16 protein-coding genes are annotated in these 14,279 nt (G+C 59.5%); 7 read left to right on the plus strand and 9 right to left on the minus strand.

Annotated features, from left to right (window positions below):
• Positions 1-18 precede the first annotated feature (18 nt).
• Positions 19-609, minus strand: a complete 591-nt coding sequence (locus AC07O1_RS15030) for an HD domain-containing protein (protein ID WP_495089202.1) — start codon at positions 607-609, stop codon at positions 19-21.
• Between the two features lie 100 nt (positions 610-709).
• Positions 710-1,021, minus strand: a complete 312-nt coding sequence (locus tag AC07O1_RS15035) for an Mpo1-like protein (RefSeq protein WP_494994276.1) — start codon at positions 1,019-1,021, stop codon at positions 710-712.
• 160 nt (positions 1,022-1,181) lie between these two features.
• On the opposite strand from AC07O1_RS15035, the gene AC07O1_RS15040 reads away from it, so the two are divergent.
• Positions 1,182-2,243 (plus strand): AraC family transcriptional regulator, encoded by a 1,062-nt coding sequence (locus AC07O1_RS15040; RefSeq protein ID WP_494994275.1) that lies wholly within the window; start codon positions 1,182-1,184, stop codon positions 2,241-2,243.
• Here the strand turns inward: AC07O1_RS15040 and AC07O1_RS15045 are convergent.
• Positions 2,200-3,654, minus strand: a complete 1,455-nt coding sequence (locus tag AC07O1_RS15045) for a TrkH family potassium uptake protein (RefSeq protein WP_495089203.1) — start codon at positions 3,652-3,654, stop codon at positions 2,200-2,202. The two genes, AC07O1_RS15040 and AC07O1_RS15045, sit on opposite strands and share 44 nt — an antisense overlap.
• 161 nt (positions 3,655-3,815) lie before the next feature.
• On the opposite strand from AC07O1_RS15045, the gene AC07O1_RS15050 reads away from it, so the two are divergent.
• Complete coding sequence (locus AC07O1_RS15050; protein WP_495089204.1) at positions 3,816-4,382, plus strand: nitroreductase family protein; 567 nt, start codon at positions 3,816-3,818, stop codon at positions 4,380-4,382.
• 108 nt (positions 4,383-4,490) lie between these two features.
• Here the strand turns inward: AC07O1_RS15050 and AC07O1_RS15055 are convergent, their stop codons facing one another.
• The 6 genes from AC07O1_RS15055 to AC07O1_RS15080 form a co-directional block, all read right to left on the minus strand.
• Positions 4,491-5,825: a sensor histidine kinase gene (locus AC07O1_RS15055; protein WP_495089205.1), complete on the minus strand. Its 1,335-nt coding sequence runs from the start codon at positions 5,823-5,825 to the stop codon at positions 4,491-4,493.
• 65 nt (positions 5,826-5,890) lie between these two features.
• The gene (locus AC07O1_RS15060) at positions 5,891-6,328 is read right to left on the minus strand and encodes an LTXXQ domain protein (RefSeq protein ID WP_495089206.1); all 438 of its coding nucleotides are present in this window, start codon (positions 6,326-6,328) and stop codon (positions 5,891-5,893) included.
• 317 nt (positions 6,329-6,645) lie between these two features.
• The gene (locus tag AC07O1_RS15065; protein WP_494994270.1) at positions 6,646-7,323 is read right to left on the minus strand and encodes a response regulator transcription factor; all 678 of its coding nucleotides are present in this window, start codon (positions 7,321-7,323) and stop codon (positions 6,646-6,648) included.
• A gap of 7 nt (positions 7,324-7,330) precedes the next feature.
• The gene (locus tag AC07O1_RS15070; protein WP_494994269.1) at positions 7,331-7,741 is read right to left on the minus strand and encodes an SH3 domain-containing protein; all 411 of its coding nucleotides are present in this window, start codon (positions 7,739-7,741) and stop codon (positions 7,331-7,333) included.
• 110 nt (positions 7,742-7,851) lie between these two features.
• The gene (locus tag AC07O1_RS15075; protein ID WP_495012238.1) at positions 7,852-8,151 is read right to left on the minus strand and encodes a YciI family protein; all 300 of its coding nucleotides are present in this window, start codon (positions 8,149-8,151) and stop codon (positions 7,852-7,854) included.
• Position 8,152: 1 nt separating this feature from the next.
• Entirely contained in the window at positions 8,153-8,749 is a 597-nt protein-coding gene (locus AC07O1_RS15080) for a septation protein A (RefSeq protein ID WP_495089207.1), read from the minus strand.
• A gap of 87 nt (positions 8,750-8,836) precedes the next feature.
• Here AC07O1_RS15080 and AC07O1_RS15085 point away from each other — a divergent pair, with 87 nt between their 5' ends.
• The 5 genes from AC07O1_RS15085 (at position 8,837) to rluB (ending at position 13,688) form a co-directional block, all read left to right on the plus strand.
• Positions 8,837-9,700, plus strand: a complete 864-nt coding sequence (locus AC07O1_RS15085) for a PHP domain-containing protein (protein ID WP_495089208.1) — start codon at positions 8,837-8,839, stop codon at positions 9,698-9,700.
• Positions 9,701-9,713: 13 nt separating this feature from the next.
• A complete protein-coding gene (locus AC07O1_RS15090; protein ID WP_494994265.1) occupies positions 9,714-10,343 on the plus strand; it encodes an L-threonylcarbamoyladenylate synthase in 630 nt (209 codons plus the stop codon).
• Positions 10,344-11,162, plus strand: a complete 819-nt coding sequence (locus AC07O1_RS15095; RefSeq protein ID WP_495012237.1) for a segregation and condensation protein A — start codon at positions 10,344-10,346, stop codon at positions 11,160-11,162. It abuts the gene before it with no gap.
• 13 nt (positions 11,163-11,175) lie between these two features.
• Positions 11,176-12,162: an SMC-Scp complex subunit ScpB gene (scpB, locus tag AC07O1_RS15100; protein WP_495089209.1), complete on the plus strand. Its 987-nt coding sequence runs from the start codon at positions 11,176-11,178 to the stop codon at positions 12,160-12,162.
• A 296-nt stretch (positions 12,163-12,458) separates the two neighbouring features.
• Positions 12,459-13,688 (plus strand): 23S rRNA pseudouridine(2605) synthase RluB, encoded by a 1,230-nt coding sequence (gene rluB / locus AC07O1_RS15105; protein WP_494994262.1) that lies wholly within the window; start codon positions 12,459-12,461, stop codon positions 13,686-13,688.
• The last annotated feature ends 591 nt before the right edge of the window (positions 13,689-14,279 follow it).

Raw genomic sequence — 14,279 nt, forward strand, 5'->3', positions numbered from 1 at the left:
ATCTGCAACTGCATCTCTTCATGCCGGTGAATACTGTTCCATCGCCGCCGTGTAGATCGAGCTCTTCGGCTGTGCGAACAGGCGCTCCAGCATCGGTTCGAAGAAGCTCAGGGGCAGGGTGTCGTAAGTCGGGTCGAAGGCTGCAGCGTCGTACTTGGCGCAGAACTCGATGGTTTGCCGGTACTGTGGATGTTCGCTGAATTGCTCGCGCAAATGTCGATCCATGCCCAGGTAATGGAAGAAGTAATAACCCTGGAAAATACCGTGTTTCTCCACCATCCACAGGTTTTCGGCGCTGACAAAGGGCTTGAGGATCGCCGCAGCGATGTCCGGGTGATTGTAGGACCCCAGGGTGTCGCCAATATCGTGGAGCAGGGCACAGACCACATATTCTTCGTCACGACCATCACGCCAGGCACGGCTGGCGGTTTGCAGTGAGTGGGTCAGACGATCTACCGGGAAGCCGCCAAAGTCGCCTTCAAGCAACTTGAGATGCGCAACGATTCGCGTCGGCAGCTGCCTGGCATAGGTACTGAAGTCTGCGGCGATGATCGCCCAGTCATCCTGCGTGCCATCTCGCATATGGGTGAAGCGGGCGTTGGCATTCATTGACGATTCTCTTAATGTTTTCGAAAGGATGTCTTTTCAGTGTATGCATTGGATCCAATCCTGCACTGGCTGCACGGGACGGCTTAATGACCCGGTGAGCCTAAAATGGCACTTTGCCAAGGATCATGTCGCGGTACATGACAAAGTCGCCGAGCAGGCTGTAGAGCGGATGCTGGAAAGTCGCAGGGCGGTTTTTTTCAAAGAAGAAGTGGCCGACCCAGGCGAAGCTGTAACCGGCCAGGGGAAGCACCCACAACAGCAGCCAGGCACTTTTGCCAATGGCAAAGGCCAGAATGAGAATGACCAGGCTGGTGCCGATGAAGTGCAGCCGGCGGCAAGTGCTGTTTCGGTGCTCACTTAAATAGTAGGGGTAGAACTGGGCAAAGCTGTTGAAGCGTTTGATGTTTCCCACGACTGCGATCTCTGTGGTTATTGTGCTGATGGCCAGATGTCCTACGGGGAGTTTATTTGAGTCTAGAGTGATCAGTGGTAACAGCCAGTGACAATAGGCGCCACTTTAGTATCCTTCTGAAATCAGCCGTGGGATGCGGCTCATCATGCAAGTAAACGCCATGAGCGAAAGAACGACTTCTGCAAGCTGGGCGATGGGGATTGTCGAAGCGCTGGAGATGGACGGTCTGGATTGCCGTGTATTGTTCAAGCAACTGGGGCTCGACTACGCGGCTCTGGACGACCCGGATGCGCGATTCCCTCAGGACTCCATGACGCGGCTTTGGCAGCGAGCCGTGGAGCTGTCCGGCAATCCGGCGATCGGCTTGAACATGGGCAAGGTGGTACGCCCGGCATCCTTTCACGTGGCCGGTTACGCCTTGATGTCCAGTCGGACCCTGGCCGAAGGCTTTCAGCGGTTGGTGCGTTATCAACGGATAATCGCCGAAAGCGCTGACTTGAGCTTTCGTCTTCTGCCCGAAGGCTATGCGCTGATTCTGACCGTGCATGGCGATCATCTGCCGCCGACCCGGCAGAGTGCCGAGGCCTCGCTGGCCTGTGCGCTAGCGTTATGTGGCTGGCTGACCGGGCGCACCTTGCAGCCGCGCCAGGTGTTGGTCGAAGGCGATCAGCCAGCCAATATCGAACCCTACAAACAAGCCTTCCACGCGCCGTTGGTGTTTAACGCGCCGTACGATGCGCTGATTTTCGAGCGGGCGGACATGGAAGCACCGCTACCGACGGCCAATGAGGCGATGGCGCTGCTGCATGACCGGTTTGCCGGTGAGTATCTGGCGCGGTTCTCTGAAAGTCGGGTCACGCACAAGGCGCGGCAGGTGTTGTGCCGCCTGTTGCCCCAGGGCGAGCCCAAGCGTGAAGCGGTCGCGCAGACCCTGCACTTGTCTCAGCGCACTCTGCAACGGCGTTTACAAGAAGAGGGCACCAGTTTCCAGACACTGCTTGACGACACCCGTCGCGAGCTGGCTGAGCAGTATCTCGCGCAGCCAGCCATGACCCTGCTGGAAATCGCCTATCTGCTGGGTTTCGCCGACCCGAGTAACTTCTTCCGGGCCTTTCGTCGCTGGTTCGATGTCACGCCCGGTGAATACCGGGTGCGGCTGCTGGAGGCACCGGCGTTGCTCAATGACGCCAAAACGCCGGAATACACAGCACGAACACGGTGATGATTTCCAGTCGACCAAGCAGCATGCCGAGCGAAAGAATCCATTTGGCGGCATCCGGCAGCGTGGCGAAATTGCCGGCCGGGCCGATGGTCTCACCCAGCCCCGGGCCAACGCCGGAGACGGTGCTGGCCGCGCCGGTCAGGGCGGTCATCCAGTCCACGCCCAGCAGCGACAGCGCCAGGGCGATCACGCAGATGGTGATGGCGAAGAAGAACGAGAACGTCAGAATCGAGCGGACGATTTCTTCGTCGAGACGATGACCGTTGTACTTCTGTTTGATCACTGCCCGCGGGTGAATCAACTGATTAAGGTTGGCCTTGAGCAGGATGTAGGCGACCTGAAAACGGAAGATCTTGATCCCGCCGGCGGTCGAGCCGGAGCAACCGCCGACAAACCCCAGATAGAAAAACAGCATCAGTGAGAAGTTGCCCCACAGGCTGTAGTCGCCCAGGGCAAACCCGGTGGTGGTGACCACCGAGGTGACGTTCAGCGCCACATGCCGCAAGGCGTCCAGCCAGTGCAGGTTGGTGGTCCACCAGTACCAGGTGCCCAGCACCAGCCAGGTCACGAGTAACATCCCGAGCAAGCCTTGAACCTGCTGGTCCTTGATCAACGCCCGGCGATTGCCGCGCAAGGTCGCAACGTAGAGGGTAAAAGGCAGGCTGCCGAGGATCATGATCACCACCGCGACCCAATGCACCGCCGGTTGAGTCCACTTGGCCAGGGATTGGTCGGAGGTCGAAAAACCGCCGGTGGAAATCGCTGACATGGCATGGTTGATGGCGTCGAACGGGCTCATCCCGGCCAACCAGAACGCCAGGCTGCCAAGGATGGTGATGCCGACGTAGGCGCCGACGATCAGTCGGGCCACCATGTGCGAGCGCGGCATGACCTTTTGCGAGCGGTCCGAGGACTCGGTCTGGAACAACCGCATGCCACCGATGCGCAGCAACGGCAGAATCGCCACCGCCATACCGATAAAGCCGATCCCGCCGAGCCAGTGAAGCAGCGAGCGCCAGATCAGAATGCCGGGAGACATGGTGTCCAGGCCGCTGAGCACGGTGGAGCCGGTGGCAGTGATGCCGGACATACTCTCGAAAAACGAGTCGGTGTAACTGATGTGTTGGGTCAGCAGGAACGGTAGCGCGGCGAAGACGCAGACCACCACCCAGCTGGTTACGGTGAGCAGGTACATGTCCCGCGGGCGCAGGTGAATGTGCTCTGGACGTCCGGGAATTACCAGCGCAAGGCCTGCGATAAAGGTGATCATGCTGGCCCAGAGGAACGATGGAAGATCGCTGGTGCGTTCGAAAATCAGCAGGGTCGCCATCGGTACGACCATGCTGATGGCCAGGGTAATCAGGAAGATGCCGATAATGAAACCGATAATCCGTAAGGTCGGCAACGCCATGAGGTCCGCTCGGGCTGATAAGGGAAGGGCGCCATTCTACCTGCGGGGCAGGGCATGTAAACGGGCATCCCCAGGACCGCCGTTGCGACCGTCACCAAACGTCAGCAGACCTTGGGCAGTTACCGCTAGAATGGCCGGACATTTTTCTCAGGAGGTAGCCGATGCAGGCTCTCGACGTTTTGCTCAACCGTGTTTCCGTGCCGCGTTTGCTCGACCCGGCGCCCACTGCGGCGCAACGCGAAGTTCTGTTTGGCGCTGCGTCGCGGGCCCCGGATCACGGCCAACTGCGGCCATGGCGCTTTCTGACGGTCGAAGGCGCGGCACGCGAGCAATTGGGCGAGTTGCTGGTCGAAGCGGCGCAGTTGCAAGGTGGTGACGTGACCCAGGCTGCGTTGGACAAGGCCCGTGCCATGCCGATGCGCGCGCCGTTGGTGGTGGTGGTCATTGCGCGATTGCAGGATCACTTCAAGGTCCCGAAGTCCGAGCAATTGCTGGCCGCCGGCTGTGCCGCCCACGGTATTTTGCTGGCCGCCTATGCCCAAGGCATCGGCGCGGTGTGGCGTACCGGTGAATTGTCCTATTCGCCGCATGTTGCCAAAGGCCTGGGGTTGGCCGAGGGCGAAGAGGTGATTGCCTTCCTGTACCTCGGTACACCGCAGAATGAGCCGCGTACGGCACCGAAGGTAGACATCACCGAGTTTGTCAGCGCCTGGTCGGCCAGGACCTGATGATCGTTCCCACGCTCGCGCGTGGGAATGCCTCATTGGACGCTCTGCGTCCATTCTGTGACGCAGAGCGTCACGGGCAGGCGGAGCGTGGGAACGATCATCTATCATCTACGCGACCGTCCCGGGCACCAACGGCAAATCCAGGCTGGCAATGAATCCGCCTTCCGGGTGATTGGCCAGGATCAAATTACCGCCATGTCGTTCCGCCGCCCGGCGGGCGATGGCCAGCCCGAGGCCATGCCCCGGAGCAGTCTGGCCGGGCGCTCGGTAGAACGGTTCACCCAATTGGCTCAGATGTTCAGCGTCAACGCCCGGCCCATGGTCGCGCACGCTGATGACAATCCTTTCCCCCCGCCGTAACGCCAGCATTTCAATCGGCTGCCCTGCCGGATTGAAGCGCTGGGCGTTACGCAGCAGGTTATCCACGGCGCGTTCGATCATCGTTGGCCAACCCTTGAGATTCAGCTGTGATTCCATCTCAATCTTCACGTTTTGCTCGGCTGAGTTGAGCAAGGCGTCTTTTTGCAGGTTGTTCAGCAGCCCATTGAGATCAATCTCTTCAGCGCTGGCGTTGTCGGCATCCACCCGTGCCAGCACCAGAATTTCACTGATCAAGGCTTCCAGGCGATCACACTCGCGGGTCAGCCGTGGCCAGAGTTTTTCTCGTTCTTCAGGAGTGGCGCGCTCTGCCAATGCCAGGGCGATACGCAGTCGGGCCAGTGGAGAACGGAGTTCGTGGGAGACATCGCGAAGCAATTGTCGCTGGCTGCCGATCAGGCTTTGCAGGCGTGCGCCCATGCGGTTGAAGTCGTTGGCCAGCACGCCGAACTCATCGCGACGATTGGCCAGTTTCGCCAGGCTGTTTTGTTGATAGGTGGTCTGGCCAAGGTCGTGCACCGCGCCGCGCAAACGGCTAAGGGGGCGGGTGATGGAGAGAGTGACCAGCAGACTGAATAAGGTCAGCACCACCAATGCAATACCCAAGGCGCTGAGCGGCCAAAGCAGGCTCTCACGGTGCCAGGCATTCAGCTCGGGGTGCGGAATACGGTAGATCAGCAGGTAGGTATCACCGGTTTTCGGGCTGGTGTATTCGACGGTCAGCCGGCGCCACGGCAGGCGTCGGTCATCATTGTTTTGCCGTGCTTCGAAGGCGGCCGCGCGACGTGGGAAGGTGCCATGCACCACCGGATCGCCACTTTCATTGAGCACCTGGACATCGATGTGATACTGGCGCTTGCGTTGCTCAAGAATATCCTGCGCAGCCTCTTCGCCTTGGGTCTCAAAGGTTTGTGTCCAGTCTTCGGCCAGGGTATTGAGGCCGGGGTGGCGGCTGAGGATCCAGGCGTCCTGATTCAACATGTGCCCGAGCAGGATCGAAAGCCCTGCAACCAGGGCGATAGCCAGCCAAAAGCTGGCTAGGATGCGCCAGAACAATGAACGCACGGGAAGTCCTCAACAAAGAAAGCCCAACGGCGTGAACCGTTGGGCTGGAAATGAGCGCTAACGCATTATTGCGCTTTTTTCGCTTGTTGCGCTTTCCAGGCCTGGAATTCGGCCCATTCAGCGCGACGCTCGGCCTGCTTTTTCTGAATCTCGTCGAATTGCTTCTGCTGATCAGGTTTCAGCAGGCCGCGAACCTCGGCTTCGGCCTTCTTGTGTCTGGCAGCCATTTCGTCTTTCAAGGCTTTCTGATCGGCTGGCGAGAGTTTTTCCAGGTAGGTTTCGATCAGGTGCTGACGCTCACGCATCTGTTCGCCCATGATTTTGCCAATCTGATGACGCTGTTCGCGACTCAGGTCCAGTTGACTGTACGGACCTTTGCCGTGCATGTGCTCGCTGTAGCGCGGGCCGTCCATTGGACCCACCGGGCCCGAGCCTTCTGGCATGGCCATGGCAACGGTCGGCAGGGCAGCCGCGAACATCAGAGCGATAAGGGTCTTGCGCATCGTGTATCTCCTGTTTCGATTCCGGTGAGTCCGGATGTGTGCAGATTACGGAGATCAAGGTCAGCGGCGGTCAGCGGAGCGTAAAGCTTGGGTAAAGATGTTTTTGGACGGACCTGACAAATCCAGTACTTTGCCGATTTCTTCCTGACGAAGCATGACCTATGTAGCAGCTGCCGAAGGCTGCGTTCGGCAGCGAAGCAGTCGTGATCCGGACAACTCGGGCAACCTGAAAGACCGAGCTGTTTGATTTTACGACTGCTGCGCAGCCGAACGCAGCCTCGCGGGCTCGGCAGCTGCTACAGGAAATGGTGTCGGGCTTACAGGCTGTAATAGTAGCCGCGGCTGCGCAGGGCAACGATGCGTGGACGACCATCAGGGTGTGGTCCGATTTTTTTGCGCAGGTTGCTGACGTGCATGTCCAGGCTGCGGTCATATAGCGTCAGTTTGCGTCCCAGAGCGATCTGCGCCAGTTCCTGTTTGTCCAGCGGCTCGCCCGGTTGCTTGAGCAGCGCTTCAAGCAAGCGACTCTCGGAGATGGTCAGGGTGAATTCCTGCTCATCGATACTGACTACGCCACGGACCGGGCTGAAACACAGGTCACCCAGCTCAAGCTGGCTGGACACCGCCGTCGGATGGCTGCGGCGCAGCACGGCGCGCAAACGGGCGGTCAACTCCCGTGGATCGCAGGGTTTGGCCAGGTAATCGTCAGCGCCCAATTCCAGGCCGAGGATGCGGTCCAGCGGCTCGCCGCGGGCCGAGAGCATCAGCACCGGCAAATCCGGATGATCGTTGCGCAGTTGCTTGAGCAGCTCCAGACCGCTGCCGTCAGGCAGCATCACGTCCAGCACCACGGCGGCTGGCGCGGCTTGGGCCAAGGCGCGGCGAGCGCTCAGGCCATCGTGGCAGGCATGCACCTGAAAGCCTTCCTGGCTCAGCCAACTGGTCAGGAGCTCACACAGCTCCTGGTCATCATCTATCAGTAACAGGTCGCTCATGACTCACTCAATTTAGCCATTGCCGACGTTGTCTACGTCCGCCACTGGCGAAGATACCGCAGAGCAGGGCCAATAGCGCTACTCCGGCACCGGTGACGAACCACCGCTGCTGATCGGTCAGCAGGTGCGGTACCGAGCTGGCCTGGGTTTCCTTGAGTTGCAGCTTGAGGCGCTGGTTCTCTTGGTGCAGACGGGTCAGCTGGGCGCTCTCGCGTTCGGCATCGGCACTTTGCAATTGTTTGTTCAGCTCATCGCGCTGGCGTTCGCTTTCTTTCAAACGCTGCTGCAACTCGGTGATCTGACTGCCGGCGCTCAGGGACAGAGGCGTTGAATTGCCCGAATCAGAGCGTTCTTCGGCATGGGCCGGGACCCCGATCGATAACATGACCAACAGCAGACACAACGGACCTTGGCGCATCGGAACTCCTGATTCCAATCGAGTGTTAGGCAAGTTGTCGGCCGTTAAACGAGAATAATGAGCGATTGAGCGCGCGATGAACCGACAGGATTCACCGCGCAAGGGACACTTTACGGCAGGACTTGTTTGAATGGCTTGACCAGAACACTGGCGTAGACGCCTGCCGCGATGTACGGATCGGCATCGGCCCAGGCCTGGGCGGCCGTCAGCGAGTCGAACTGGGCAACGATCAGGCTGCCGGTAAAACCTGCAGCGCCCGGATCATTACTGTCGACGGCCGGGTGCGGACCTGCCAGCACCACGCGACCTTCGGCCTGCAGCTGTTGCAGCCGCTCCAGATGCGCGGGGCGTGCAGCCAGGCGATTTTCCAGTGAATTGGCGACGTCTGTAGCAATAATTGCGTAAAGCATGTCAGTCCTCGGTTTTCGGAGTGGTGGTGTCGGCGTCATGCAGGTGGCGGGACAGGTAGATACCCTGGCCGACCAGGAACAGCAGGGTCATGCCCAGGCTGCCGAAGACTTTGAAGTCGACCCAGTAGCTCTGGAAGGTAAAGGCCACGAACAGGTTGGCACCGCCACAGAACAGGAAAAACGCGATCCAGGCAATGTTCAGGCGGGTCCAGACCGGGTCCGGCAAAGACAGCGCGTGGCCCATGATGCGTTTGATCAGCAGTCGGTCACCAATGAAATGGCTACCGGCAAAAGCCACTGCGAATAGCCAGTTGACCACCGGGGCTTTCCACTTGAGGAAGGTTTCGCTGTGGAAGGCGAGGGTCAGGCTGCCGAAGACCAGGCAGGCGATCAACGTCAGCCATTGGCTTTTTTCCAGCTTGCGCTGGGAAACGAACAGCGTGCCGTAAACCACCAGTGAACTGATGATCAGCATCGCGGTGGCGCTGTAAATACCGCCTACAGTCAGCTCATGGCCGGCGATGTCGACGACCTGAGGATCGATTTTGTAGACGATGAAAAACAGGAACAGCGGGATGAAGTCGATGAATTGTTTCACAGTGGCAGCCAGAAGCAGGATGTGGCGGCATAATAACAAACATCTTAGGCCGCGAAAGCGCCAGCTGATTTGAGGTTACAGAGTCCTGTGAATGTTGATTTGCACTGCCATAGCACGGCCTCCGATGGCGCCCTGGCGCCTGCGGCACTGGTTGCGCGTGCGTTCGAGAGAGGCGTGCGAGTCCTGGCCTTGACCGACCATGACACCCTCGAAGGCCTGGAAGAGGCCCGCAGTGCAGCGGTTGCGCTGGGTATGCAACTGATCAACGGTGTCGAACTGTCCTGTACCTGGGGCGGTGCGACCATTCATGTATTGGGCTATGGTTTCGACATTAATGCCCCGGCTTTGGTCGAGGCCATCGACAAGTTGCACCACGGTCGCTGGCTAAGGTCCGAAGAAATCAGCCGCAAACTTGCGCTCAAAGGCATGCCGGGAGCGCTGGAAGGTGCCCGGGCGGTTCAGCAGGAGTTGGGGGACAGCGGCAATGCACCCGCTCGACCGCACTTCGCTGATTACCTGGTACGTGCCGGTTTCGTGAAGGACCGCGCCGAGGCATTTCGCAAATGGTTGGGCGCCGGCAAGCTGGGGGACGTCAAGCAGCATTGGCCGACCCTGGAGGAAACCGTCGAGACGCTGCGTGCGGCGGGCGCCTGGGTCAGCCTGGCACATCCTTGGCACTACGATTTCACTCGCAGCAAACGTCGTCGCCTGATTGCCGACTATATTCAAGCGGGTGGCCACGCGATTGAGGTAGTCAATGGCCATCAGCCCGCCGAGCAGGTGGGCAGCCTGGCTATTCTGGCTCGTGAATTTGGGCTGCTGGTCAGCGCCGGCAGTGATTTCCATGGACCTGGAGGCTGGTCCGAGATTGGCGAATACCGTCCGCTCCCGGAGGATCTGCCGCCGCTTTGGTGTCGGTTCAAACATGACCCAATTATTGCCGCCGTCTGAACAGGTAGAGAATGTGAGTCAATTTTTCCAGATTCATCCGGAAAACCCGCAAGCGCGCCTGATCAAACAGGCTGTTGAGATCATCAGGTCCGGTGGGGTGGTGATCTATCCAACTGACTCCTCCTACGCCATTGGTTGCCAGATCGGCGACAAGAACGCCATCGAGCGTGTCCGTCGTTTGCGACAACTGGACGACAAGCACAACTTCGCGCTGATCTGCAGCGACCTGTCGCAACTGGGGCTGTTCGCCAAAATCGATACCGGTACCTTTCGCTTGCTCAAGGCCCATACGCCGGGCCCGTACACGTTCATTCTCAACGCTACCCGCGAAGTCCCGCGCCTGTTGCTGCACCCCAAGAAGCGGACCATCGGTCTGCGGGTGCCGAGCCATCCGATTGCCCTGGCGTTGCTTGAAGAGCTGGGGGAGCCGCTGATGAGCGTGACGCTGATCATGCCCGGTGAGACTGAGCCAATGAGCGATCCTTACGAGATGCGCCAAATGCTTGAGCATCAAGTCGATCTGATCATCGATGGCGGTTTCGGCGGCATCAAGGCGTCCACGGTGATCAATCTGGCTGATGGCGAGCCTGAAGTGATCCGTGTCGGTTGCGGCGACCCGGCGCCGTTCACGGTCGAAGCCTAGATGTCTGCAGTCGAATCAGTGGACAGCCAGGCGGGAGCGCAGCAAGAACTGCCGTTCGCCATGGTCTATGGCCAGGCGGTCATGGAAATGCCGCTGGACCTGTACATCCCGCCGGATGCGCTCGAGGTTTTCCTCGAAGCCTTCGAAGGCCCGCTGGACCTGCTGCTGTACCTGATCCGCAAACAGAACATCAACATTCTTGACATCCCGGTGGCGGAAATCACCCGCCAGTACATGGGCTATGTCGAGTTGATGCAGTCGGTGCGCCTGGAGCTCGCCGCCGAGTACCTGGTCATGGCGGCAATGCTCGCCGAGATCAAATCGCGGATGCTGCTGCCTCGGTCTAGCGAGATCGAGGTGGAAGAAGACGATCCGCGCGCCGAGCTGATCCGCCGCTTGCAGGAATACGAACGCTTCAAAGCCGCGGCAGAAGGCATCGACGGGTTGAGCCGGGTAGGGCGCGATGTGGTGGTGCCCAGGCTCGATGCCCCGGAAGCCCGGGCGCGCAAATTGTTGCCGGACGTGAGCCTGGAAGAGTTGCTGATGTCCATGGCCGAAGTCCTGCGCCGTGGCGATATGTTCGAAAGCCATCAGGTCAGCCGCGAGGCGTTGTCCACCCGTGAGCGCATGAGTGATGTGCTCGAACGCCTCAAGGGCGGCGGCTTCGTGCCCTTTGTCGAGCTGTTCACCGCTGAAGAAGGCCGCCTGGGTGTGGTGGTGACCTTTATGGCAATCCTCGAGCTGGTCAAGGAATCTTTGGTCGAGCTGGTGCAGAATGAGCCTTTTACGGCTATCCATGTGCGGGCGCGAGCCGAATAACGAGCCGAAATCAATGAATCTGAGTGAACCCCGCGAGCTGGCGCCATTGCTTGAAGCCTTTCTGTTGGCCTCGGGAAAGCCGCAAACCATGGAACGTCTGTTCGAGCTCTTCGAAGAGGGTGAGCGGCCGGAACCGCCGGTTTTCAAGAAAGCCCTGGAGATCTTGCGCAAATCCTGTGACGGCCGGGCCTTTGAGCTCAAGGAAGTCGCATCCGGTTATCGCCTGCAGATTCGCGAGAAGTTCTCGCCTTGGGTTGGGCGACTGTGGGAAGAGCGGCCGCAGCGTTATTCCCGGGCCATGCTGGAAACCATGGCCTTGATCGCCTATCGCCAGCCGATAACTCGGGGCGAGATCGAGGATGTGCGCGGTGTGGCAGTCAACAGTCATATCGTCAAAACCCTGCTCGAACGTGAGTGGATCCGCATCGTTGGTTACCGCGAAGTGCCAGGTAAACCGGCGATGTTCGCCACCACCAAAGCCTTTCTCGACCACTTCAACCTGAAAAATCTCGACGACCTGCCGCCGCTGGCCGAACTGCGTGAGCTGGAGCCCGATCCGATTCTCGATTTCGACGATGCACCAGTGCCGCAGAGCCTGCAAGAGCTGGCCGATGCCAGCGCCGAGCCGGAAGAACCGAAAGACGAAACCAGCTTCCATACCCTGTTGCTGGAACTGGACTCGATGGAGGAAGGGATCAAGACCGACTTCGACGATTTGCTTCGGGATGGGGCAGTGAACGAGACCAGCGTCGAGAGCGAGACCGAAGTCCAAGCCGAAGCACAACCCGAAATTGAGGTTGAGCTTCACGTTGAGGCTGAAGCCGAAACTGAGGAAGAGCAGGAAGACGACCTTATCGGCGTCGCAGAGGCCCGCGCCAAACTGCTGGCCGCTGTCGCCGCGCTGGAGCAAGCAACACCAGTCTTGAGCGACGAAGAAGCCGAGGCCCAGGCGCTCGCTGAAGCGATCGAGAACGAAAGACGCTTGCTTGAGGATGAGTGATTGATCGTTCCCACGCTCTGCGTGGTAACGCATCCCGTGACGCTCTGCGTCGCAGCCGAAGGCGGACGCAGAGCGTCCATGGCGGCATTCCCACGCAGAGCGTGGGAACGATCTGATCACCTTTCCCCTCACCGGTCGGCGGAAAAACAACTAACCGACCGTTTATCGGCTAGTCTCTGATGCGCGAACAGCGCCATGAGCGTATGATTCGCGACCCTTTGGCGATCCTTGCGCCCAAAGACCAGCTTTCAACGCTTCAGGCCAGGCCTGAACAGACCACACCGGGAGGTGCCCAGATGAGTGACAACGACCAGAAAGACAGCCAGGAAATCGGCCCAGCAGGCGAAAAACTGCAGAAAGTCCTCGCCCGTATCGGCGTTGGCTCGCGCCGTGACGTAGAGGCCTGGATCAGCCATGGCCGGATCAAGGTCAATGGCAAAGATGCCACCCTTGGCCTGCGCGTCGACCTGCATGACGCCATCACTATCGATGGCAAGGTGATCAAGCGTGAAGAGGCCGCCGAGTCGGTGCGCCGCGTGATCATGTACAACAAGCCCGACGGCGAAATCTGCACCCGTGACGACCCTGAAGGCCGTCCGACCGTGTTCGATAAAATGCCGCGTCCGAAAGAAGGTCGCTGGATCAACATTGGCCGTCTGGACATCAACACCACCGGTCTGCTGATGTTCACCACCGACGGTGAGTTGGCCAACCGTCTGATGCATCCTTCCTACGAAATGGACCGCGAGTACGCGGTGCGTGTGCGTGGCGAAGTCGATGACGAGATGATCGAGCGGCTCAAGGCCGGCGTGGTCCTCGAAGACGGCCCGGCGAAGTTCACCGATATCAAGCAAGCACCGGGCGGCGAGGGCTTCAACCATTGGTACCACTGCGTAGTGATGGAAGGCCGTAACCGTGAAGTGCGTCGTTTGTGGGAATCCCAAGGGCTGGTGGTCAGCCGTCTGAAGCGTGTACGTTTTGGTCCGGTGTTCCTCAACTCCGACCTGCCGATGGGCCGCTGGCGCGAAATGAGCCAGTACGAAGTCGATATTCTCAGCGCTGAAGTCGGCTTGACGCCGGTCGCCATGCCGCAGATGAATGCCAAGAGCAAAGACAAGCTTGAGCGTATGCAACGCAAATCGTCCCGCCCGGTTGGCAAGGCCGAGCGCGTGCGGACCCTGCGTCCAGCCGCTGGTGCACCTGCCGCTGGCCCGCGTCCAGTCCGTGAGCCGCAGATCGAAGGCGAGCGCCCGGCGCGCAAACCTGCTCCACGTCAGGATGGCGAGCGCGGCCCACGCACTCCGCGTCCGGCTACCGGTCGCGGTGCTCCAGCAGGCGGTCGCAGCGATCGTGGTACGCCAGTGGCAGACCGTCCGGCCGACACCAAGCGTCCAGCCAAGCCTGGGCCAAAGTCCAAGCGTCCGGGTATCGGCCTGGTCGACAGGGATGCGCCATCCGGCAAACGCCGCGGCGCACCGGCCGGCTCCGGTCAGCGTCCAGGCTTTGGCCGTCGCAAGCCTGAGTAAGCGGTAAGCTGCAAACAAGAACGCCAACCCCAGGGTTGGCGTTTTTTTTTGCGCTTCGTATTGATCGTTCCCACGCTCTGCGTGGGAATGCCGCCTTGGACGCGCAGCAATCGCCTTCGGCAGTGACGCAGAGCGTCACGGGATGCATTCCCACGCGGGAGCGTGGGAACGATCATGTGTTGCACTTAAAACACAAACCACCCATCAAACACCATCTTATGGGCGTTGTGATTCAGCAAATGGCCAATCCCTGGCAGATCTGTATTGGAAATTTTGCGTGCCGCCTCGTAAACAAATATTTACGAAATTCCAGCTTTCCACCCATGGAATCGACGATTCATCCCAACCGTAAGGAAAACCTGCCGGAAAAGTGTTGAAGCGAGCTATTCCAAGGCTCTGGCCCGGTTGTTTCGCAACGCTGGGGAGGGTGTCATGCGTCCATGCCTGTCGTGCAGGCCATAACAACAAGGAGGCGCAATGAACGCTGTGACTCATTTTCTGCGAGGCGAAATCGACTTCGCCCTTAGCGACCACCCATGTGGGTATGTCCATTCCTTTGCTGCTATTGAAGACCATCGAGCAAGCCCCAGC

This window comes from Pseudomonas sp. GW821-FHT07G10 (assembly GCF_059418545.1).